The organism is Rosistilla oblonga (genome assembly GCF_007751715.1).
In the GTDB taxonomy this organism is placed as follows: domain Bacteria; phylum Planctomycetota; class Planctomycetia; order Pirellulales; family Pirellulaceae; genus Rosistilla; species Rosistilla oblonga.
In genome coordinates, this window is record NZ_CP036292.1 from 6,111,925 (window position 1) to 6,134,334 (window position 22,410).

At 57.8% G+C, this 22,410-nt stretch carries 22 protein-coding genes; 16 read left to right on the forward strand and 6 right to left on the reverse strand.

From position 1 onward, the window contains the following. Positions 1 to 16 precede the first annotated feature (16 nt). From rpsH to CA51_RS21735, 8 genes are all read left to right on the forward strand, one after another. On the forward strand, positions 17 to 418 hold the full coding sequence (gene rpsH, locus CA51_RS21700) for a 30S ribosomal protein S8 (protein WP_145101015.1): 402 nt from the start codon (positions 17 to 19) through the stop codon (positions 416 to 418). 66 nt (positions 419 to 484) lie between these two features. Next, complete coding sequence (gene rplF, locus CA51_RS21705) at positions 485 to 1,024, forward strand: 50S ribosomal protein L6 (protein WP_145123251.1); 540 nt, start codon at positions 485 to 487, stop codon at positions 1,022 to 1,024. 111 nt (positions 1,025 to 1,135) lie between these two features. Further along, on the forward strand, positions 1,136 to 1,504 hold the full coding sequence (rplR, locus tag CA51_RS21710) for a 50S ribosomal protein L18 (RefSeq protein ID WP_145123252.1): 369 nt from the start codon (positions 1,136 to 1,138) through the stop codon (positions 1,502 to 1,504). Between the two features lie 84 nt (positions 1,505 to 1,588). Continuing rightward, positions 1,589 to 2,077, forward strand: coding sequence for a 30S ribosomal protein S5 (gene rpsE / locus CA51_RS21715; RefSeq protein WP_197451380.1), 489 nt, complete (start codon positions 1,589 to 1,591; stop codon positions 2,075 to 2,077). A gap of 48 nt (positions 2,078 to 2,125) precedes the next feature. Further along, positions 2,126 to 2,638: a 50S ribosomal protein L15 gene (rplO, locus tag CA51_RS21720; RefSeq protein WP_145123254.1), complete on the forward strand. Its 513-nt coding sequence runs from the start codon at positions 2,126 to 2,128 to the stop codon at positions 2,636 to 2,638. A gap of 217 nt (positions 2,639 to 2,855) precedes the next feature. Further along, positions 2,856 to 4,232: a preprotein translocase subunit SecY gene (gene secY / locus CA51_RS21725; RefSeq protein ID WP_145123255.1), complete on the forward strand. Its 1,377-nt coding sequence runs from the start codon at positions 2,856 to 2,858 to the stop codon at positions 4,230 to 4,232. A 181-nt stretch (positions 4,233 to 4,413) separates the two neighbouring features. Beyond that, positions 4,414 to 5,004 carry an adenylate kinase gene (locus CA51_RS21730; RefSeq protein ID WP_145123256.1) on the forward strand — a complete coding sequence of 197 codons (591 nt, stop codon included), beginning with the start codon at positions 4,414 to 4,416 and terminating at the stop codon, positions 5,002 to 5,004. Between the two features lie 126 nt (positions 5,005 to 5,130). After that, positions 5,131 to 5,946 carry an aminotransferase class IV gene (locus CA51_RS21735; RefSeq protein WP_197451381.1) on the forward strand — a complete coding sequence of 272 codons (816 nt, stop codon included), beginning with the start codon at positions 5,131 to 5,133 and terminating at the stop codon, positions 5,944 to 5,946. Positions 5,947 to 5,960: 14 nt separating this feature from the next. Here CA51_RS21735 and CA51_RS21740 read toward each other — a convergent pair whose 3' ends face one another. Then, entirely contained in the window at positions 5,961 to 6,833 is an 873-nt protein-coding gene (locus tag CA51_RS21740) for an SDR family oxidoreductase (RefSeq protein WP_197451382.1), read from the reverse strand. 197 nt (positions 6,834 to 7,030) lie between these two features. Between CA51_RS21740 and CA51_RS21745 the strand changes: the two genes are divergently transcribed. Together CA51_RS21745 and CA51_RS21750 are read left to right on the forward strand one after the other, a co-directional pair. Then, entirely contained in the window at positions 7,031 to 8,068 is a 1,038-nt protein-coding gene (locus CA51_RS21745) for a S1C family serine protease (protein ID WP_145123259.1), read from the forward strand. 109 nt (positions 8,069 to 8,177) lie between these two features. After that, entirely contained in the window at positions 8,178 to 9,212 is a 1,035-nt protein-coding gene (locus CA51_RS21750) for a PDZ domain-containing protein (protein ID WP_197451383.1), read from the forward strand. A gap of 326 nt (positions 9,213 to 9,538) precedes the next feature. Here CA51_RS21750 and CA51_RS21755 read toward each other — a convergent pair whose 3' ends face one another. Beyond that, positions 9,539 to 9,763: a hypothetical protein gene (locus CA51_RS21755; protein ID WP_231745825.1), complete on the reverse strand. Its 225-nt coding sequence runs from the start codon at positions 9,761 to 9,763 to the stop codon at positions 9,539 to 9,541. Between the two features lie 559 nt (positions 9,764 to 10,322). On the opposite strand from CA51_RS21755, the gene CA51_RS21760 reads away from it, so the two are divergent. Continuing rightward, positions 10,323 to 11,342: a polyprenyl synthetase family protein gene (locus CA51_RS21760; RefSeq protein WP_231745826.1), complete on the forward strand. Its 1,020-nt coding sequence runs from the start codon at positions 10,323 to 10,325 to the stop codon at positions 11,340 to 11,342. Positions 11,343 to 11,431: 89 nt separating this feature from the next. Here CA51_RS21760 and CA51_RS21765 read toward each other — a convergent pair whose 3' ends face one another. Continuing rightward, positions 11,432 to 12,733, reverse strand: coding sequence for a protein kinase domain-containing protein (locus tag CA51_RS21765; protein WP_197451384.1), 1,302 nt, complete (start codon positions 12,731 to 12,733; stop codon positions 11,432 to 11,434). A 396-nt stretch (positions 12,734 to 13,129) separates the two neighbouring features. Between CA51_RS21765 and CA51_RS21770 the strand changes: the two genes are divergently transcribed. Then, the gene (locus CA51_RS21770; protein WP_145123263.1) at positions 13,130 to 13,900 is read left to right on the forward strand and encodes a hydroxypyruvate isomerase family protein; all 771 of its coding nucleotides are present in this window, start codon (positions 13,130 to 13,132) and stop codon (positions 13,898 to 13,900) included. A gap of 210 nt (positions 13,901 to 14,110) precedes the next feature. Further along, entirely contained in the window at positions 14,111 to 14,623 is a 513-nt protein-coding gene (locus tag CA51_RS21775) for a hypothetical protein (protein ID WP_145123264.1), read from the forward strand. A gap of 96 nt (positions 14,624 to 14,719) precedes the next feature. On the opposite strand, the gene CA51_RS21780 is transcribed toward CA51_RS21775, so the two are convergent. Both CA51_RS21780 and CA51_RS21785 read right to left on the reverse strand, forming a co-directional pair. Then, positions 14,720 to 15,127 carry a hypothetical protein gene (locus tag CA51_RS21780; protein WP_145123265.1) on the reverse strand — a complete coding sequence of 136 codons (408 nt, stop codon included), beginning with the start codon at positions 15,125 to 15,127 and terminating at the stop codon, positions 14,720 to 14,722. A gap of 50 nt (positions 15,128 to 15,177) precedes the next feature. After that, positions 15,178 to 16,101 (reverse strand): DUF1559 domain-containing protein, encoded by a 924-nt coding sequence (locus CA51_RS21785; protein ID WP_145123266.1) that lies wholly within the window; start codon positions 16,099 to 16,101, stop codon positions 15,178 to 15,180. A 708-nt stretch (positions 16,102 to 16,809) separates the two neighbouring features. On the opposite strand from CA51_RS21785, the gene CA51_RS21790 reads away from it, so the two are divergent. Continuing rightward, positions 16,810 to 18,120 carry a homoserine dehydrogenase gene (locus CA51_RS21790; RefSeq protein WP_145123267.1) on the forward strand — a complete coding sequence of 437 codons (1,311 nt, stop codon included), beginning with the start codon at positions 16,810 to 16,812 and terminating at the stop codon, positions 18,118 to 18,120. Between the two features lie 369 nt (positions 18,121 to 18,489). Here CA51_RS21790 and nadB read toward each other — a convergent pair whose 3' ends face one another. Further along, positions 18,490 to 20,124 (reverse strand): L-aspartate oxidase, encoded by a 1,635-nt coding sequence (nadB, locus tag CA51_RS21795; protein ID WP_145123268.1) that lies wholly within the window; start codon positions 20,122 to 20,124, stop codon positions 18,490 to 18,492. Positions 20,125 to 20,730: 606 nt separating this feature from the next. Here nadB and pssA point away from each other — a divergent pair. Both pssA and CA51_RS21805 read left to right on the forward strand, forming a co-directional pair. Continuing rightward, on the forward strand, positions 20,731 to 21,558 hold the full coding sequence (gene pssA, locus CA51_RS21800) for a CDP-diacylglycerol--serine O-phosphatidyltransferase (protein ID WP_145123269.1): 828 nt from the start codon (positions 20,731 to 20,733) through the stop codon (positions 21,556 to 21,558). A 60-nt stretch (positions 21,559 to 21,618) separates the two neighbouring features. After that, positions 21,619 to 22,302: a class I SAM-dependent methyltransferase gene (locus CA51_RS21805; protein ID WP_145123270.1), complete on the forward strand. Its 684-nt coding sequence runs from the start codon at positions 21,619 to 21,621 to the stop codon at positions 22,300 to 22,302. Positions 22,303 to 22,410 lie beyond the last annotated feature (108 nt).

Genomic DNA, 22,410 nt, shown 5'->3' on the forward strand with positions numbered 1-22,410 from the left:
AGGGGACTCCAAGACCATGATGACTGACCCAATCGCCGATATGCTCACACGCATCCGCAACGCTGTGCGTGTCGAACGGCCTTATGTCGATATCCCGCTCAGCCGCGTGAAACGTGGTATCGCCGATGTGCTTAAACGCGAAGGCTTTATTTGGGATTGGGAGGAAGTCGACTCCGAAGACTTGCCTATTAAATTGATTCGCTTGGAACTGAAATACGGTCCCAACGGTGAACAATTGATCCAATCGATCACTCGGATCAGCAAACCCGGACGTCGCACCTACGTACGTAGCCGCGAACTCCGACCGATCCTTGGTGGAATGGGTATTACCATTATTAGCACCAGCAAAGGCGTGGTTAGCGACCGCGAAGCGCGTCGCCAAGGTATTGGCGGCGAAGTTCTTTGTGAAGTCGCCTAGCCTTTATGAATCGTTTCGATTGAGCTGTTTCAGTCCAATCTGTCGAGCAAACCAACAAGCAGAACCATGTCCCGAGTTGGAAAAAAACCAGTATCTATCGTCAGCGGCGTCAAAGTTTCGCTGGACGGCAAGCTGATTACCGTCGAAGGCCCGAAAGGCAAGTTGACGTTCGAGCACCGCCCGGAAGTTGAAGTCAAAGTCGATGGCGATCTCGTCACCGTCAGTCGCTTCAACGATGAGCGCGAGAGCCGTTCGTTCCATGGCCTGACTCGTGCCGTGATCCAGAACATGATCGTTGGCGTCACCCAAGGCTACGAAAAGAAGCTGGATATCGTCGGCGTCGGTTACGTTGCTGCGGTTCAAAATGGTGAACTTCAGCTTCGCGTTGGTTATGCAAACGAACTGACTTGCAAGATCCCAGAGGGTCTGACGGTCGTATGCCCCGACACGACACACGTAACGGTCACCGGATGCGATAAGCAACAGGTGACTCAATTTGCCGCGGCGGTCCGCGCGTTGCGTAAACCTGAACCTTATAAGGGTAAAGGAATTCGTTACAGCGGCGAACAAGTCAAACTGAAGGCAGGTAAGGCTTCGGCGAAATAATCGCTCGAGTCGGCCTAGCCATCATAAGCTAACACTATTATCCCCAAGCGATTGGGGACGACGATATCACCAACCCAGCTTCGTGGCTCGGGTCTCGGCAGGAAACAAGTTGTGGATAAGAACAAGAAGCTAGACAAGAATCGCCAACGACGACGTTTTCACGTACGTAACAAGTTGCGTGGATCGGCCGATCACCCGCGGTTGTGCGTCAATCGTTCGCTGAGCCATTTCAGTTGCCAATTGGTTGACGATATCAACGGCAAGACCCTCGCCAGCGCGAGCACCAAAGATAAATCATTGCGCGATGGTTTGAAATTTGGTGGGAGTTGTGAAGCTGCTGCAGCGATTGGCAAAGCCGTCGCTGAGCGAGCAGTCGCAGCAGGAATCAAACGCGTCAAGCTGGACCGCGGTCACTGCAAGTACCACGGTCGCGTCAAAGCCTTCGCTGAGGCTGCACGCGAAGCAGGACTGGAATTTTAATTTCGCTTTGAATCGTTGGCCTTGGCATCAGCCTAGTCAGCGAGCATAGCACCACCGCAATCAATCATCGAAGAGAACGAACTGGTGTCTGATAATTCTGGACAAGGCGATCTGCTTGATCGCGTCGTAAAGATCAAACGATGTGCGGCCGTTGTAAAAGGCGGTCGTCGTTTCAGTTTCGCTGCGATGGTTGTCGTTGGCGACGGAAAAGGCAAAGTTGGCTGGGGCTACGGCAAAGCTAACGAAGTACCACCAAGCGTGCAGAAGGCCACCAAGCAGGCTACTCGCGACATGGTCGCTGTTCCGTTGATCTCCGGAAGCATCCCGCACCAAGTGTGGGGCAAGTTTGGCGCTGCCAAGGTGCTGCTGATGCCCGCGGGTGCTGGTACTGGTATCATCGCCGGACAAGCTGTCCGTGCCGTCTGCGAATCGGCTGGTATTCACGATATTTTGACCAAGAGCTACGGAACCAACAATCCTGTGACTCTTGTGAAGGCGACCATCGACGCACTCAGTAAATTGCGCACGCGAGAGACGATCGCGGCCCTGCGTGGCGTTGAGCTAGACCAATAGATCGACTGAACAATTCGCCCAATTGTTCTACAAATCAGAGCACACGAAATGAAACTTCACGACGTCAACACCGGCATTACCAAGAATCGCAAACGCAAGCGGATCGGCCGCGGCCCCGGATCGGGACACGGCAAGACTGCCGGTCGTGGTCATAAGGGTCACAAGAGCCGTAGCGGTTACAGCCGCAAGCCGAGCTTCCAAGGTGGTTCGATGCCGTTGTTCCGCCGCATTCCTAAGCGCGGTTTCAACAACGCATTCGCGCCGACCATCAAGGTCATGAACGTTGCAGATCTGGAAGCGTTGTGCGATGACGGCATGGAGATCACTCCCGAATTGCTGACATCGACTCGCGTGCTGACCGGTATCTTCGATGAACTGAAGATCCTCGGTAATGGCGAACTGACGAAGAAACTGAAGGTTTCGGCGCATCGCTTCAGCAAGAGCGCTGTTGAAAAGATCAAAGCAGCGGGCGGTGAAGTCACCATCCTGACAGCCAAGCGTCTTCCAAAGGAACGCGCCGAATTGTTGAAGTCGGGCGAAGTTCAACGAGCTCACAAATAGTGTGGCTCTTCGGGGTCGTTCCCGAAGGAAGCACAAAAAAATTGGGCGATGCCCCGACTGTTTGTTGTCCATTGACGATAGGACAAACGTCGTTAAGCAGTCTCAAGATGCCAGACGCTTGTCGCAAACGAAACCAAAATTTACGAAGCTCAAGCATCTGATGAGGTCCCCGTTAACGAGGGACGCCGGTGGCGTGGGCCAAGGAACGGATTAGACCATGCTGGAAAAATTACGCGTCGTTTTTACGATCCCTGAGCTACGTAATAAAATCCTGCTCACGCTTGGATTGCTAGCCATCTATCGCATCGGCTTTCATATCTCGCTGCCGATGATGAACCAAAACCTGGCCCCTTCGGCCGGTGAGGACACCGCGTCGCAGTTCTTTGAGAAGGTCAGCTTGTTCGCCGCGAGCGATCTTCGCCAGGCGACGATCTTCGGTCTGGGTATCATGCCCTACATCTCGGCCTCGATTATCTTCCAGCTGCTCGGTAGCGTTTGGGCTCCTATCGAAGAGCTGAAGAAAGAAGGCGAAGCTGGCCGTAAGAAGATCAACGAATACACACGTTATCTGACCGTTGTCTTGTGCTTGATTCAGAGCTACATGTATCTGAAGTTCTGGCTGATGGCTGGCGGCGAGGGCGAAGCCAGTAAAGTCAATCCAAACTTCTTTGCCGACGATAGCAACACGCTGTATTGGGGTTGGCAAATCACCGCGGTCTTAATCATGACCTGCGGTACCATCTTCCTGATGTGGCTGGGTGAACAGATCGACGAATACGGTATCGGTAACGGTATCAGTTTGTTGATCATGGCAGGCATCTTGGCTCAAATGCCAGGTGCGTTGTTCGACCTGATCCAGAATATGAAGACCGAACTGGTTGGCCTTTCGAAGGGTACGGTCGGTATTGAGACGCTCATCATCTTGATAGTGCTCTTTGTCGCGGTGGTCTTTGGCGTGGTCTTTATCACGCTGGGACAACGTCGTATTCCTACTCAAAGTGCAAAGTTCACCCGCGGACGTCGCGTCTACGGTGGGAACCGCCAGTTCCTTCCACTGCGTATCAACCAAGCTGGCGTCATGCCGATCATTTTCGCTAGCAGTTTGTTGATGATCCCAGGCGTAATGCTTCAATTCCTGTCGAAATCGTTCACTCCCGGCACGATGATGTTCTCGGCTCTGAACGGCTTCGGATCGATCATGAGCAGCGGCACATCGTTTGTCTACAACATGCTGTATGTCGCTCTGATCTTCTTCTTCTGTTACTTCTGGACGGCGATCACTTTCAATCCGAAAGAGATGTCCGATCAATTGAAGGATCACGGAACGTTTATCCCCGGATATCGTCCCGGTAAGCGAACCGCCGACTATCTTGAGAAGGTTATGGTTCGGATCACCTACGTCGGTGCGGCGTTCCTGGCAATCGTCGCCATTGTTCCGACCATCGTTTACGGTTCGCTGGGCGTATCGTATTCGATCGCTGGTTTCTACGGTGGTACCGGATTGTTGATCGCGGTGAGCGTCGCGTTCGATCTGATTCAGAAGATCGATAGCCACCTGGTGATGCGGAACTACCGCGGTCTGCTGGAAGGCTAATTCGCCGGCTACGGCGATGTTCAAGTAGTACGCAGCGGCCGATCTTTCGGCGGCCGCTCGGATCGCCGATTCAACGTCGGTCGGTTGGCTTCGACGCAAACGTTGTTATGCTAAGGCCTTTTCGCGTCGCGGTTAGGCTTTGCGAGCGAATCGGCATCCTGCATTCCAAGGGAGAGATCCAATGCGAATCATTTTCATTGGGCCTCCTGGCGCGGGCAAAGGAACGCAGTGCAAACAGCTTGTGGACCATCTCTCGGTGCCACATCTTTCCACCGGCGACATGCTGCGTGAGATCCGTGGCGAATCCAGTTCGCTTGGAAAGCTTGTAGCATCGTACATCGATACAGGCCGTTTGGCCCCCGACTTTCTTGTCGTACGAATTGTCGAAGAGTTCCTGCGTCGCGAGCAATGTGACAGCGGATGCATGTTCGACGGCTTCCCGCGGACCCTGCTGCAGGCTCAATTGCTCGGCGAACAATTGGCGAGCAAAAACGACCGGATTTCGATGGTCCTGAATTTGGACGTTGATGAAGATGCGTTGGTGCAACGCTTGCTCAAACGAGCCGAAATCGAGAACCGCGCCGACGACAACGCCGAGACGATCCAGCAGAGACTGCGCGTCTACCACCGCCAAACCTCGCCGCTGTTGGACTTCTACGCTCAACGCGGTTTAGTCGAACGCATCGACGGCTGCCAAAGTCCCGAAGCTGTCTTCCAACAGATCCTCGATCGCGTTCGGGCCCGCATGGAACTTATGCGTAGCGCAAACTAGCAATTGATGGGCACAATGGATCAGTCGTTCTCGCGTCTGGTCCATCCGGCTTCATGACACGCTGAAGGCCTTCGCTCCAGGGCTTCTTTTTACGGTTTGCTTGTCTCCCAAATGGGTTTCACCGATATGTCGATCTGGTATCGCAGTGGGGAATGGATCGATGGGGAAGTCGCGTTGCCGGTCGACGACTTGGGAGTGTTCCAAGGCGTGATCGCTGTCGAGCGGTTGCGGACCTATTCGAGCCGAGTGTTTCGCTTGGACGATCATCTCTGTCGACTTCGCCACACGACGTCGCTGCTATCGATCGACGCAGGACCGGCTATCGATGCGATGCCCGCCTGCATCGAAGAACTCCTACGGATCAACGCGGCTCCACCGGACGTCGGGATTACTTTACTGATCACTCCGGGCAAGCTACGCGACCGGACGCCGACGGTGATTGCGCACCTATCGCCGCTCGATCTCGCCAGGCTGCAGCGTCTGCAGAGCGAAGGAGAAGCGTTGGTGGTCACTTCGGTGATCCAACCTCCCGATGAATCGATCCCCCGAGCTGCCAAACATCGCAGCCGAATCCACTACTACCTGGCCGGGGAACAGGCTCACCAGATCGATCCCTCGGCAACGGCTGTCTTGGTCGATACCGATGGTTCGCTTACCGAGACCGCATCGGCGAACATCCTGCTGGTTCGAGAAGGATGCATCTATTCCGCACCGCCACATCGCGTGTTGCCGGGCGTTTCGCTGGGCGTCGTCCGGCAATTGGCCGACGAGGCAGGGATCGCGTGGCGAGACCAACCGCTGCAACCGGCGATGTTCGCTGCCGCCGATGAGATCCTGCTGACAGGGACAGGCGCGGGCATCTGGTTCGGTAACAACCGCAGCGGTCCGATCTATCGACAGCTGGCCGATGCATTCCGGGCACTGACGGGCGAGTCGCAATGATCGAACCGACCGCGCTAGCGAAGCACGTCGCGCAGCCCGGCGCGGTAATCGGGGAATGCTAACCGAGGGCAGAGGTCGCGGCGAAAGCGAGCCGTCCAGATTCGCTTGCTGGTTGTCGCTCGTCGACTAACCATCGCCGCGGGGTCGGGTGAGACGAAGGTTGGCAATGGACGACCGAGAACCCGCGCGATCTCTTCGTAATAGGTGCGTCGAATCACCGGGGTGCCGTCGGCAACGACGTAGGTCTTCGCGCCGTCGGAATTGGTTTCCCAAGCCGCCATCACCGCGGTGGCTGCATCTTCGATATGGATCAGATTCAGATAGCCCTCGGTCGGTGCGGCCAACGGCTGCCCCGAGAGGATATCTCTCCCGCGGGGAACTCGGCCGGGGCCATACAGCCCTGCCATCCTCAGAATCGTTGACGGCGAGCCGGGACGGTTCTGCCGCAACAGCGCCTCGGCTTGTAGATGCGCCCAACCTCCCGATCCGATCGCGGGGCAGCAGGGAGAGGCCTCCTCGACCCATAGCCCCCCTGATTGATGGTAAACGCCGGTAGAACTGACATAAACCAAATTGGCTTGGGGCGATGTTGCTTGCAATGCATTCCGCAGCCCCCCAACATAAACGTCGTACTGGGATTGTCCTGCCTGGGGGTCCCAGCCAACGGCGATCAGGATCCGATCGGTTTGTGGCAGATCGCGTAGCATGGAGGGCCGGGTCCAATCAGCAACGATCGGAGCGATTCCGGTGGCTGATAGCTCGGTTGCCGTTTCGCGGCGGCGGGTCACCGCGCTAACATGCCAATCGCGATCCAACAATCGCTGGGCAACCCTTTTACCCAAGTATCCACAACCGAAGATCAGGGCCGTTTTTTTCGAATTTTCCAAAGATCTGGTGCTCCAGGGCGGTATCGATCGGTAGAAACGCGGGTTAGAAGAGTATTGGGTTCAGTTTTCTTAGGCGATTGAATGTTTGACGACGCGGCGGCAAATTGGCCATCTGGGGTCTCGAGCGTCTACAATGGACAAACCTATTTCGGGGCGACGTGTTCTATTCTTTTCCTCATTCGATCATTGGACAATAGATGATTTCTCGATCTCTTGTTCGCATCCAATGCGGCTTGCTGGCGTTTGCTGTCGGTCTATCGGCGTTACAGGCCGACGCCCAGCAGAAACCTTCGGGGTTAACCTTCGTATCGGCTCCCTCGGCGTTGACCGGCGTGCTGCAGGGCGAAGCTCCCAATTCCCTCGCGGAACTGAGAGCGTTGGAACACCAGCAGCAAATCGTTTCGCAACGCGTCGCCAAATGCACCGTCAGCGTGCAGATAGGCTTTGCCCAGGGCAGCGGCGTCGTGATCACGGCCGATGGCTATGTCCTGACAGCCGCCCACGTGGCGATGCGACCGGGCCAACAGGCGCTGATGACTCTCAGCGACGGGCGGCAAGTCCACGGCACGACGTTGGGTATGAATCGGCACGTCGATGCCGGTCTGATCAAGATCGACGATCCTGCGCCAGCCGAAGGGTGGCCCTTCGCCACGCTTGGTTCTTCCAGCGGAGTTGCTCCGGGAACTTGGTGCGTCGCCGTCGGCCACCCCGGCGGTTATGAACCCGACCGCGGCGCTGTGATCCGGATCGGCCGCGTGCTGATCAAACGCGAGACCTCGCTGGTCACCGACTGCGCTTTGATCGGCGGCGACAGCGGCGGACCGCTGTTCGATCTGACGGGCAAATTGATCGGCGTCCACAGCCGGATCGGCAACGACGTCACCGACAACTTGCACGTCCCGATCGATCATTACGATGAACACTGGACTCGGCTTGCCCGCGGTGAACTCTGGGGCCACCTGCCAGGCTTCCGTCCCCGAATCGGCGTGCAAGGTCGCAAGATCGACGAACGGGCGGTGATCGAAGTCGTCGGCCAGAACTCTCCAGCCGCCGAAGCTGGAATCCGGCCCGGCGATGTGATCATGAACTTTGGCGATGTCACGATCGCTGACTTTGAGTCGCTCAAGGCAGCCGTCGCCGACACGATGCCAGGGGAACATGTGCAGATCGTTCTGGAACGCGATGGGGTTCGCAAACGGATGATCTTGGTCGTCGGACGCGATCCGAACTCATAACCCATTCCGCGTCGTTCTCTCGATAGCTTGCACGTTCAAAATGCTTGCTGCCATCCGCCTAATCAACAGCAGCCACCAGGCCATGATCCGATCGAACCTTGCTCGCCTAATGATCCTCGCGCTCCTGGCCACCAGCACTCCCGCGGTGCAACCGGCTGTGGCGCAGCCCGCGGTGCGGAAACCGCTCCCGTCGGAAACCCTGTTGCCTGGGTACCTTCGCGATCGCATGCTGCGGCGGGTCGCCTCGCGTCGCGACAGCGCTGCGATGACCCTGCTGATGCAGCCGCTGGCGGTTCAAGCGGGCTCCAGCACCGTCGAAGTGCTACTTGGTGGTCAGCGGGTGGCGTTGGGAACGGTTGTCACCGCCGACGGCTACCTGGTCAGCAAGGCCAGCGAGTTAAAGGCTGATGGTGAACTGCGAGTGCGGTTGGCCGACGACCGGATTCTTCCCGCGAGGCGAGTCGATGAGAGGCGTTCGGTCGACCTGGCCCTATTAAAAGTCGAAGCGCAATCGCTGGTTCCGATCAGCTGGAACCCGCACGAACCTGCCGTCGGCAGCTTTTTGTTCAGCGTCGGCCGTCAAGGCGATCCCGTCGGGATCGGCGTCGTCAGCGTGGCGTCGCGCGAGGTGCAAGATCACGGACTACTGGGAGTGATGTTGCAAACCGATACCAACGGCGCTCGCGTGATCAGCGTGGTTCCGGGCAGCGGTGCCGACGATGCCGGCATCGGTGTCGGCGACTTGATCACCCAAGTCGAAGGGCAACCGATGACGACGCAGAAGCAGGTGACTGCGGAACTGCGAGCGCTTTATCCTGGCGATTCGGTGACGCTGACGATCCGCCGCAAGGATCGCCAAGACGACTTTGAATTGAGCGCCGAAATTCGCGAACTCTCCTCCTTCTCCGAATCGCAGGACGATACGCGAGTCAACGGGCCGCGGAACAGCCGCTTAGCCGGTTTCGAACTGGCTCTACAACACGACACGGTCCTGGGCCCCGATCAGTGCGGCGGTCCGGTGATCGATACCAACGGCAGGGTGATCGGAATCAACATCGCTCGCGCCGGACGCGTCTGCAGCTATGCCGTCCCCGCCGCAGCAATCCAACCGATCGTCGATCAAATGATAGCGGCGACCAAATAACGGCAGCGACCGGAGCGGTTGGCATCGCGCGAGAAACATCGGTGGTAAAGAAAACACCGGTGCAGAGAACCCCAGCTTGCGGGGGGAGAGTCGCATTTCAGCGAATCGGCCCCCGCTATCGCGTTGGGGTCGCGGAACCCAAGCATTGGGTTAGCGAAAAATCTTACAGCGTCCTGCGTTTCACCGCAGGGGTTCCGAAAAGCAGATCGGATCTCAAACGCTTCGATGGTTGCGTCGCGTCGGCGCCAAATGGGGACGCGGCGCCAGCCGTCCAGCTTGCGGCCAAACGACTCAAATGCCCTGGGAAGAAAGAGCCCAACAGGCGATTAACGGCGTCGGATCCGCTGCTTCCAATAGGACACGCCCATTTCGTTGACAGTTTCGCCGTTTAGTGTGACCTCGATTTTATCGGTGTCATCGACGACCTGCTTAAGCTGTTTGGCGGCTGCTTCGCTGCTGACCGCTTCGACCTGTTTTTCAGACAACACGGTCTTCTGAGAATCGATTTGACGGATGGTGTAGACGTTGGTGGTTGCAAATTCCGAAGTCAATGTAGCTCCTTGTGGTTGTGAAACGAACATCAATGGATCTCCTTACAACAAAGAGCATTCTGCGGCAGAAGTCAACCGCAAATATTTTGAGTTCCAACGATTCGTGCTGCTAGCGGCGGTAAAAGGGAGCTGAACGAAGCCCCCCGATTTACTTGAAATTCTTCGCTCCGGCCATCCGCTTCGCGCCGGAACTCTCTCTTCGGCAGCCCCCCTCGCCATCCGCATCGCAGGTCTCCGTTTGCATCGGTGGCGCAGGGAGGGCAAATCGCGGTTTCATTCTGAGGCATCATCCGCCACGCGCTCGCGTTCGGTTCCCTTCCGCGTTCGCTTCGCTTGCACGTCGCCGCGCTCGCGCGTGCCGGCGAATTCGGCTGAGCACAAACACTTAACAGCCTTGCCGGCGCGGGGATGCCCCTTAGCAGAGAACCTTAAGTCGTGTTAACTTTTCTATTTGAATTCGGTTATAACCCGTGTCACGCGCCGCACGCAGAATCTGCAATTGGAACCTTATATTGCGCTCGGCCGTCGGCTCGACTCCTGATCATTTATTTGGGCCGTGATGGATACGCAAACAACACTCCCGACAGACCGCGCGAAAGGCAAAGTTCCTGGCGGACGAGTCGACGCAAGCTTCGAGTGCATTCGTGAACAGATGCAGCAAGTGGAGCAATTGCTGCGGGAGCAGATGCAGAGCAAATACGAGGACCTCTCCCCGCTGCTGGCTCACGGTGCGCTGTTGGGCGGGAAACGCTTGCGTCCCGCCTTGGTCCTGCTGGCTGCAAAAGCCTCCGGCAAATCGACCCAAGATCATGTCGTGCTCGGCACGGTGATCGAGATGATTCACACCGCCACGTTGATTCACGACGACGTCCTGGATGCGGCGGATCAGCGTCGCCATCTGCCAACCGTCAACGCAAAGTGGAACGATCAAACCAGCATCCTGTTGGGCGACTATCTGTTTGCCCAGGCCTTCACGCTCTCGGCGACGCTTGGTTCGACGCAGGCGTGCCAGTGGATCGGCGATGCAGCCAGGCGAGTCTGCGAGGGAGAACTGCGGCAGATCTTCAGCAGCGGTTCGTCGCAGCTGAGCGAAGAGGACTACTTCGACATCATCCGCGGCAAGACCGCCGAACTCTGTCGGATCAGTTGCCGATTGGGAGCCGAACACAGCGGTGCGGATCAGGCGACGCAGACGGCACTCGCCGATTTTGGCGAGAACCTGGGGATCGCGTTCCAGATCGCCGACGATTATCTCGACGTCTGGGGGAGCACCGAACGGGTTGGCAAAACGCTCGGCACCGATCTTTTACAAGCGAAACCGACGCTGCCGCTGATCCGGTTGCTGCAATCGGATCCCGCGATGCAGTCGCAATTGGATGAACTCGCCGCGATGCCCGACGGCCCTCGTTGCGAAGCGATTATGGATCGCATGAACCGATGCGATTCGAAGCAGTACACGTTGGCGACCGCCGAACAGTTTGCGGCCAACGCCGTCGCGGCGATCGACTTCCTTCCCGAATCCGCCGCCAAGAGATCGCTCCAAGAGATCGCCTTCTTCAGCGTTCATCGCAACGTATAACCGGCGGTCAATTCTACGCTGCCGACCAACGTCGCTGGCAGGCAACTGCTGCGACGCGACCACACGTCAAACCCGATCGCCATCGGCGCCTACACCACACTGCGAGCGACAGCAAAGATGATGTTGTCGTTATCGACCGATTGGGCCATCCATTCGAGCACCTTGAAGTCGCCGCTGGCAGTGCGGTAGCGATTGCGAAACCCGACGACAGCTTGCCCCTGCTGCAACAACTGCATCTGCTTCACCGTTTCGGCAACGTCATCGGGGTGAACAAAGTCGAGGAACGGACGGGCCAACAAATCCGCATCCGTGTGCCCCAAGACTCTCGAAAAATTGGCGTTGATGCGTTGGAAGTAACCATCGGCGGTCGCGATGCAGAAGAGATCCAGCGACAGCTCAAAAAAGCGATTCATGTCGCTTTCCATCCGCTGAAACGCCGACTCGTGATAGGTAGCCATCGCTTGGGCGACCTCGACTGCCGACCGCGGACGATCTCGAACGCGGCGAGCCAGGCAGTTTTTGGCTAAGCGCACCAAAGCACAATCTTGGGCAGATTGATCGAGCACATCGAGCGTCTTTTGCATCGATCCCTTCATCGCCCGCCGGTGGATCTGATGGAGATCCTTCCCCTCGTAGGGAGCGTGCCCGATCAAGATCTCGCAGAGAATTGCACCGAGACTGAAGACGTCGGCTCCCGGCCCCAGCTTCCGCCCCCGCGCCTGCTCGGGAGACATATATCCAGGGGTTCCGTTGACGGTCCCCTTTGGTGCATCGGTGCGGCCAGCCCAATCGGACCCTTCGGGAGGCCCGGCTTCGAAGCGAGCCAAGCCCCAGTCCATCACATGGACCTCGCCAAATTCGCCGACCATCACATTCCCCGGCTTCAAATCGAGATGCACCACGCCACGCGAATGGGCAAAAGCAACGGTCTGGCAAACATCGGCGAAGATATACAACAGATGCGACGTGCTGAACGTCTGCGAGGCCAGCATGTCGGCCAGCGTCGTCCCATCGATCAATTTCATCACATAATAAGGACGGCCATCTTTGCACGTCCCCGATTCGTAGATCGGCGTGACTCCGGGATGCGACAAGAAGCTCATGATCCGAGCTTCGTCGTGGAAACCTTGCCGCGCCGAATCGTTTTCGATCCGGTCGGATCGCAGCACCTTGATCGCGACTCGACGCAACAACTGCAGATCGCGGGCGGAAAAGATCGCCCCCATTCCACCGCGCTCGATCTCCTCATCGATCCGATACCGCGGATTGTCCAACTCCGGTGTATCGTCGGTTAGCCCCGGCCCCGTTTCTTCGAGGCCTATCGAAGTCGAAAGCGGACGCGTTGAAACATGCTCCGCACGCCCATCCGATTCATCCGGAAGCTTATTCATGGTATCACGTGCTTGCCGTTTGTCATGCAACCTCGCCCTGTCCCAAGACGCCATTCTAATCCAGGGCAGCGACAGCAAAAAAGACCACCACCCCCAATCACCACTCAATTCCGTCCGATTCAAAAGCCAGCTTGCCCCCCGCCCCCCGAGCCTCTTGGTGTCGCCATGACGTCCTGCGCATTCAAGTTCCGACGGCGAGCCAGCAGCCGACGAATCGTCGCTGAGTCTGTCGCTGGTCCATCGCCCTGTTGATATACTGACGCCGCGCGATCGGCCGACGCAGCGTCTGCGAAACAAGCCAATCCTGCGTCGCCGCACGACATACAGATGGAAGAGAGTTCTCGATCCGGGAAGCTACTTCCGCCCATCCCCCCGAACGACAACCTCGAGTTAACGATGAAATTTGAATCAGGACTCCACCCCTCGGTTTGTATCGATGCGGTCTTTGAAAGCCTACCCGCCCCCCAAGCGATCCAACAAGTTGCCGACTGTGGACTCAAAGCCTTCGAGTTCTGGGGCTGGTGGGATCGCGATCTCGAAGCGATCGCGGCGGCGCGAGACCAACACGACATGACCATCTCCGCCTGCTGCACCCGTTTCATCAGCCTGGTCGATCCGACCCTCCGCGACGATTATCTCGCCGGCTTGGAAGCTTCGATCGCCGCGGCACAACGTCTGCAATGCAAGACACTGATATCGCAGGTGGGCGACTTGATTCCGGGGGTCGATCGCGAAGATCAATTCCGCAGCTTGGTCGACGGACTCACACAAGCGGCACCGATGCTCGAAGCTGCCGGCATCACCTTGGTGATCGAACCGCTCAACGAATTGGTCGACCACCCCGGTTACTATTTGATCCGCAGCGACGAAGCCTTTGCCGCAGTCGACCAGGTCGGGAGCGACAGAGTGAAGGTAGTTTTCGATATCTACCACCAACAGATCAGCGAAGGGAATGTGATCGCCAACATCGCGAAGAACATCGATAAGATCGGCCACTTCCACGCCGCCGGAAATCCTGGACGACACGAACTGACGCGCGGCGAATTACACTACCCGTCGATCTTCGCAGCGATCGCCGACGCCGGCTTCGATGGCTTTGTCGGACTGGAATATTGGCCTCAGGATGATCCCGCCACCGGATTGCGGCAGATCGCCGACTGGTTCTAACCAGCCAGCGGGCTCCACCGCCAGCATCCATCCACTGTAGAAATCCCTCCAAAGTGCAAGTTCACACGCACTGCGCTGCATGCTGCGGCGGGTTAATTCCCACAAAATGGATCTTTACAGAATTGGCGCTGGTCGATCGGGAAGACTAGAATCGGTCGGTCGACATTCGACAGTCTCAATTCACCCCGTTCCAAGAGGAGCACTTCCACGATGAGACGCAACACATTGGTGATGGTCATGCTTGCTGTTATCGCCCTACCTGCAGTTGCAGAAGAGGAGAAAGCGGGTAAGGGTAAAGCGAAGAAGGGTGGCCGAAACGTCGCCACTCAAATTCTCAAGCAACTGGCCGACGTCGACTTGACCGACGAACAGACCGAAAAGATCAAGGCGGCTGGAAAGGTTGCAAGCGTCGAGATGGCCAAGATCCGCGATGAAGCGGGGATCACCGGCGAACTGATGAAGAAGCGTGCGGAAGCTGCCAAGTCGCTTGCCGATTCGGACAAAAAGGGAAAGCAGCGGAACGACGCGATCAACGAAGCGGCGGGGCTGACCAAACCGCAGGCCGAAGCGATGACGAAGATGAACGCAGTCCGCTCGAAGTTCACCCGATCGGTTGTGGCGATGCTGACCGATGCGCAGAAGGAAAAACTGCCCAAGCAATTGCAGCGTGCGGCGCGGCCCGAGAAAGGTAAGAAGCCGAACAAGAAGAAGGCCGCCGCATAAGCGTTGGCAAACAAGCGTTTCTACGCTTTGAGAGATAACGAAAGTGGGTCGCGCAATCGATTGCGCGACCCACTTTTTTTGTAACGCAAGCCGCTGTTAAGACGACTGCAGATCAAAGTCGAACGTTCCGTCTTCCTCGGTAACTACAACCGACAACTCCGATTTGGAGTTGTAGTTTTCGGGGATGAACTGCTCGGTGATCTGAATCTTTTCACCCGGGTTCGATTCGTCGAACTTTCCCGGAACCGGGCGTGTCGCGGTGATCAACACCGTCTTCTCGCCTGGCATCGATTCAAAATCGAAGCTGCCGTCGACGATCGGGCCGGCGGCACTGATCGTCTTCCCATCGTTCGCTCGGAAGATAACGTGACCGGTGGTGACGGGTTCACCATCAAAAGTAACCTTGCCCGACACCTGCGACATCGCGGGTCCGCTGCTGCCACAGCCGATCGATGCGAGTGTCAGCAGCGCGACTGGCAACAAGGCAAATAGTTTGGTTTTCATGCAAATAGAACTCATTAGAGAAAGTTGACTCGTTAACGATCGAAGGCTGCTTAAGGATTGTCGCTGACGACTTCGCCATTGTCGATCGTCGCCATCGCACGATAGACGTCCAACTGGATCGTTTCGGACAGGAACTGAGTCGAACCATCGATTCGGAAACACTGCACACCGCCAGGATGTCGGCTGCGCAACGAGTTACGAGTCTCATCGGCACCGATCAAGCTGATGCAAGGCAGGTCGCGATAGGTGGTCGATTTGCAGGTGTAGTGTTGATCGGGAACCGGTGTGTTGGGAGCTTCCATCGCGGTGAAACCGTATCCACCCCAACGACCACCACCCCAGTATCCGCCAGCACCGCCCCAACCGCCGGTGTCGCCACCGCCACGGATCGATTCACCGCCCATCAGCGAGGTCGACGTTCCGTCGGTCACCGACGAGAACTTGGTGTCGGAATAAGCGTAGATCAAACCACGCCCACGAGCGGTGTGATACATGTATTGGTCGCCGGTGCACATGACATAGTTGCCTTGGAAACCAGCTCCGCCAGATCGCACGCCACCGTTGGCGCCAAGACCAGGAGTCGCGGTGTCCGATGGACACAACAACGCGGCGATCTGCCGGTCCTTGATCGTAACGTCGACATCCATAATCCACTCTGGATTCTGTTGTTCGTACAAGTCTTGCATGTTTCCTTCTTCGAAGAAGGGCAGCAACCGCTGCATCCAGCAATCGCGTTTACGCGTGACCATCCCGCTATCGACGTAGCCGTAGGGAAACTTGCGGAACGTATCGTGGTAGTTGTGCATCGCCAGGCCCAGCTGTTTCATATTGTTAGAACAGCTCATTCGGCGAGCCGCTTCACGGGCCGCTTGGACCGCTGGCAACAACAGGCCGACCAAAATTCCAATAATGGCGATAACCACTAACAATTCGACTAGGGTGAACGCACGCCGCGTCGGGGCATAGGTTTTCATCAAAATACTCTCAGAAAGGAAAGAAATCAGGAAAGCGGAAGTAACAGGCAGGCCCGGTAGGAATGTCGAGCGACTGCTGGAACGCTGGGCGCCAAAAAAAAGAAACGCCTCAGCCAGTGCCGACCTACCGGTAATGCAAACTTAATACCATCCCCCCCAACCGCAACCACCCAAGAAGAACAGGTCTCTTTCACCAACGGTGCTACCCATTTTTTTTGAGGTGCGGATTCCCACACCAACGCCTCCTTAACGAGGGCTGCTTCACGAAAAAGAATTCAACTTTTTTCAATTTCGTTGGAGCATCCGGTGCCGGCTTGGAGGGAGTGGCAACGATTGTTGACGCGCGGAGCATGCGATCTGAGCATCGCCGCCTAAGAATTGACCATTTGTGCAGCATCACGCTCCCGCCCCCCAAAATGCCGATTTGGCGAGCGTCGATCTAAATCGCGCCCGATCGAGGCTTTGCCAGAACATCCAGCGGGCAATCGCTCCGTAAATCGAGCAGCCGATGGCGGAGCGGTGTGTCGCATTTCAAGAAAAGATGGCAAAATTTGGAGCTGACGGGGGCCGAACACCGCTTCGGACATGGATTACGGTCGCCCATATGCCCTCTTCAAAGCAGCCGTGCTAGTAGCCAACGGTGGGAACGTCTACCATTCCGAACATCAGAACCTTAATAATATCTGCGATTTGAAGATTAATAGAACAATGGAAAAGACGAAGGTTGCAATCGTTGGGCTGGGTACCGTGGGAACCGGTGTGGCGAAGCTGTTGTTGGATCACGGCGATCGCACGGCGCGGCACGCCGGCCGCACGCTGTGGCTGCAACGGGCGGTAGTTCGCGATGCCAGCAAGCCTGAATACGCTGATTTGCCCGAGGGAGTTGTCACCGAAGACCTCGACGATGTCCTCAACGATCCGGAAATCAAAGTCGTCGCACAATTGATCGGCGGCTTGGAACCGGCCCGCACGATCATGCTGAAACTGCTCGAAAGCGGCAAAGACGTCGTCACCGCCAACAAAGCCCTGCTGGCCGAACATGGCCCCGAACTGTTTGGTCGCGCTCGCGAATTGGGACAGTGCATCGCGTTCGAAGCGGCCGTTGCCGGCGGCATCCCGATCATCACGAACATCAGCCAGTGCCTGTCGGCCAACCAGATCCTATCGCTCGAAGGGATCCTCAACGGGACCAGCAACTTTCTGGTCACGCAGATGGATCGCCTGGGGATGTCCTTCGACGACGCTGTCGCCCAGGCGCAGGAACTTGGATATGCCGAAGCCGATCCGACGATGGACGTCGACGGCACCGATGCCGCTCAAAAACTGGCGATCCTCGCCCACCTCGCCTTTGGTGCCCATCCACGCTGGGCCGACATCCCGCGTCTGGGCGTCGACCAATTGGACCCAGCCGACCTGCAGTACGCTCGCGAGCTGGGATATCGCATCAAGCTGCTAGCTGTCGCCCGCTTGGGCAGCGAAGGGCTCGAACTACACGTCTCTCCCACGCTGGTCAAAGCGGGAACGCCGCTGGCCGAAGTCCAAGATGCGTTTAACGCGATCGCGGTCTGCGGCGATGCCGTCGGCCCCGTCTTCTACCACGGTCTCGGCGCTGGCCAGATGCCAACCGCATCGGCTGTCGTCGCCGACATCATCGACACCGCAGTCGGACGCACGCGGCTGACCTTCCAGACGCTAAAGCAGTTCAACGGAGACGAACAGCCGCGTGTCAGCTTGCGTCCGTTCAGCGAACTCCCCGGACGGTATTATCTGCGTCTGCACGTCACCGATTCCCCCGGCGTGTTGGGCGAGATCACTGGAGTTCTGGGACGTCATCAGGTTTCGATCGCATCGGTGATCCAACACGAACCTGCCAGCGATGGGACCAACGATGTTGTTCCATTGGTGATCATGACCCACAGCGCTCCCGAAGGAGCCGCCGGTCGCGCCGCCAACGAGATCGAAAACCTCGATTGCGTCGTCGGCAAGGTGGTTCGCTTGCGAGTCAAAGTCGGCGAATAAGAACTTCGCCCCAACGTGAGCCGGCCACTCCCCGCACTTCACCCGCCCAGCGCAGCTGGGAGGATCGAAAAACGAGCGTCTAGCGAGTTTTTCGGGGAGGGCCCACCGACGCCGGATCCGCTGCACTTCCCTCCCCCAACCACGCTCCGCGGGTTCGACCCTCCCTGAGGGAGGGTGAAGACGAGCGCAACGGCCTGAGCGTCTCAAACTCCCGCGTTTCACCCGCTCAGCGGAACGCTGGGAGGGTCGAAAAATGAGCGTCTAGCGAGTTTTTCGGGGAGGGCATACCGCTGTCGGATTTGCCGCACTGCGATCCCCGAACCACGCTCCGCGGGTTCGACCCTCCCTGTGGGAGGGTGAAGTTGAGTGCTACAGGATCGGGGTTTGACGCGGGCGGCCGCCGTCGCGGTCGATCTGCACCGTTAGATGCCGCCGCCATTGCTCGTCGTTTGTCTCGGGGAAGTCGTTGCGGAAGTGAACGCCTCGCGACTCCTCACGGGCCAGCGCGCTGGCGGCCATCAAGCGAGCGGTCAGCAGCATGTTCTGCAACTCCCAACCCTCGACCGAATCGAACTGCCGCGGCAACGCATAACTGCAATAGGACTCCAGCGAATCGAGCGCCTGACGCAGCGACGCGGCATCGCGTTGCACGCCACACAACCGCCCCATCAGGCTTTTCATCGCGTTGCGAATGTCACCAATATCAAGCGGTTCCACGGGGGCAGATGTCGCTGGTCCTTCGATCTTAAGCGCTTCGTAGCGGTCGGGCATTTCAGCCGCAGCCCGCGCGGCACCTTCGCCGGCATGGGCTCCGTAGACGAGTCCCTCTAACAAACTGTTCGACGCCAACCGATTCGCGCCGTGCAGCCCGCTGCTGGTCACCTCTCCCGCCGCCCACAATCCCGGCAGCGAAGTCCGGCCTTCGATATCGACCGAGACACCGCCGATCATGTAGTGGGCGCCGGGACGAACCGGAATCCGATCCTGGGTGATATCCAAACCGAATTCTTGGCAGACCTTGGCGATCCCAGGGAATCGCGACTTCACCTCTTTCGGATCCAGATGGTTCAGGTCCAAGTAGACGCACGGATGCTGAGTCTTGCTCATCTGGCAGACGATCGATTGGCTGACCACATCGCGCGGTGCCAGTTCGCCGCGGGGATCGTATTCGGGCATAAACCGATGCCCCGAGGCATCGACCAAATGCGCCCCTTCGCCTCGAACCGCTTCGGTGATCAGGAATCGGGAACTGCCGGCGATGTAGAGGACCGTCGGATGGAACTGCATCATCTCCATGTCGCGCAATTCGACACCTGCCCGGTAAGCCGCAGCGATCCCATCGGCAGTCGCTACCGGTGGGTTCGTCGATTCGCGGAAGATCTGCCCACAGCCACCGGTGCACAGGATCGTCTGCTTGGCCCAAACCAGGGTCGGCTTGTCGGTCCCGACGCCCAGGGCGGCGCCGTGGCAGCGTCCTTCATGGGTTAACAGATCCATGGTGAAGGCGTTTTCCATGATCTGGATGTTCTGCCGTTCGCGCGTCCGCTGGATCACCGCCCGCATCACCTCGCGTCCGGTGGCATCTCCCAAGGCGTGGACGATCCGCTGGTGGCTGTGCCCTCCCTCGCGGCCGAGCATCAGCGAGCCCTCTTGGTGCGAATCAAATCGCGTCCCCCAAGCGATCAGCTCTTCGATCCGGCGGGGGGCTTCGCGAATTACCGTGTCGACGACCGATCGATCGCACAGATTGCCGCCGGCGTTCAAAGTGTCCTGAACGTGATTCTCAAAAGAATCGGTTTCGTCGATCACGCCGGCGATCCCGCCCTGAGCGTAATTGCTGTTCGATTCCTGGATCCGATCCTTGGTCACGACCAGGACCGATTGGTTCGCCGCTGCAGCATTGGCGGCTCGCAAACCCGAAAGCCCCCCACCAATAACCAAGAGGTCGGTGAAGCGATGCAGGGCCCGTTTTGGATGAAAAGCGACCAGATAGCGAGGTGTCATAGATTCTGCGGCCGGCGCGAGAGGAGATGATGGGTGCGAGGATCAAGGTTGCAGGAAGTGGCGTGGGAAAAGCCCGCATCTGCGTTAATTCGCCTCACCGATCCGATTGGACCCTTGTGTCGAATACGTTAACATTTTGCTAAATATAGTCGAGTATTGGGCCTCAATCATTGGTAGACTACGGCTGAAATGGCGGGAAAGGCCTACCTTTGCTCGGCATCTCGCGATTGTCGTCCCCGCAAATCGCTCAATTTGAATGGCCTTACCAAGGTCAACGCCCTCCCTTCGAAGCACCATGATTGCCACAGCGGATCAATCCTCCCAGCCCCCAGCCGCAGATCGTTCCAGCAAAACGATCCGCTTTCATGGCGCGGCAGGGGAGCGTGTTGGTAGCATTTCGAGGGCGGCCGAGCGATCATCAGAAGGAGTTCCCCGCCACGGCAGGCAGTCAAACTCTCCCATTTCTGCACAAGAAATGGCTCAGCGGTGCGAAGAGGAACATGGTTTGCGGTCTCAATTACCATTGAGTTGGAAACTCACGACGGGCAGCCCAGCGCCCGCGACCTGCCAACGATCCTTCAATTCCCTAGCGGAAACACCAAATACATGAGTTATCGACCCGCCCGCAAACGACGCCGCCCACGCATGAGCCTCAGCTTCCTGCCGACGATGCTGACCCTGGGCAACGGGGCCTGTGGCATGGCTAGTATCGCCATGGCTTATAATGCCGAACTGAACTGGTCGACCGAAAACAAGCTGTTTGCTGCCGGTTGCCTGATCTTCGCCGGCATGTTGTTCGACGCGTTTGACGGTTGGGCGGCCCGAGCGACCAAGCAGACCAGCGAGTTTGGTGCGCAATTGGACAGCCTGTGCGATGCGATCACCTTTGGCGTCGCCCCCGCGGTGCTGGTCTGGCAATACTCCAACGTCCTGCCACTGCGGGTGATCTACCCAATCGGCGTCCTCTTTACGCTCTGCACAATCCTGCGACTGGCTCGATTTAACGTCGAAACGCCAAGCGACGACGCCGAGGACCACGCTTATTTCGAGGGTTTGCCAAGCCCTGCTGCTGCGGGCACGATCGCCACCTTTGCGATCGCCACGCCCGAACTCTCGGCCATGCAGACATCCGTTGCCGATCCACGAGCTCAAGAATTGGCGGCCACCGTCCTGGCCAGCTGCCAATACCTTTTGCCAGCTCTGGCGGTAATATTAGCTTACCTGATGGTATCGCGATTTCGGTACGAGCACTTTGTTCCGAAATGGCTCGGCGGACACTGGTCTCCATTCCAGATCGGCCTGGCCCTTTTTGCTATTATGACAGTCGTGGTCGTGAAGGAATTAGCCCTGCCGCTGATGTTCTGCTACTACGCCTTTGAATCCCCGATCCGGAATTGGATGCGTCTGCCTGAATCGGCACGCGCAAGCGGTTAGCATCCCCCCCCCCTGCGAACCTCTCATTACCCAACAATCCCCCAACGGAATTGAAGAACAATGGAAATCGACGTCGCCCCGGCGGAAGACGAAAAAACTCAGCAGGCTGCCCCATCGCGCTCCGGTTCGAAAGTGAAGGCTGAGCGAGCGCAGTTGTACAAGCAACTGGCCCCCGCCTACGAAGTCCTCTTCCCGTTGGTCATCCGCAACCACATCCGCACCAGCATTCAATCGTTGAACATCCCCGAGGGAGCCAAGGTGCTCGAAGTCGGGATTGGGACCGGAATCTCGATGCCGGTCTATCCCCAGCACGCCAAGATCACCGGGATCGACCTCTCCGAACCGATGCTGGAAGTCGCTCAAAAACGGATCCAACGCGAGGGTTGGGATCATTTTGACCTGCGGGCGATGAACGCCGAACAGCTCGATTTCCCCGACGAAAGCTTCGACTTCGTGACCGCTTTTCACGTCGTGACCGTCGTCTCGAAGCCGCAAAAGATGATGGCGGAGATCACGCGGGTCCTCAAACCGGGCGGCCGTCTGCTGGTCATCAACCACTTCCGCAGCCGCCGCAAGTGGATCGCCAACATGGTCGATCGCGCCGACAGCGTCACCCGGCACCTCGGCTGGCGGACCAATCTCGAATGCCAATCGATCGTCGAGAATCTGCCGCTGGAAGTCGAGCACCGCTACAAATCGTCTCCCTTCTCGCTCTTTACGATCGTCAAGGCGAAACGCTGCTAGACGTCTCGGCATTGGTGGAAGCGTTTCCGACTTCCCCCGACGCGAACCCTCGCGGTCGCTGCCGGCTCCTAACCGACAGGACGCGAATCCCGATGGAGTCCACCGACG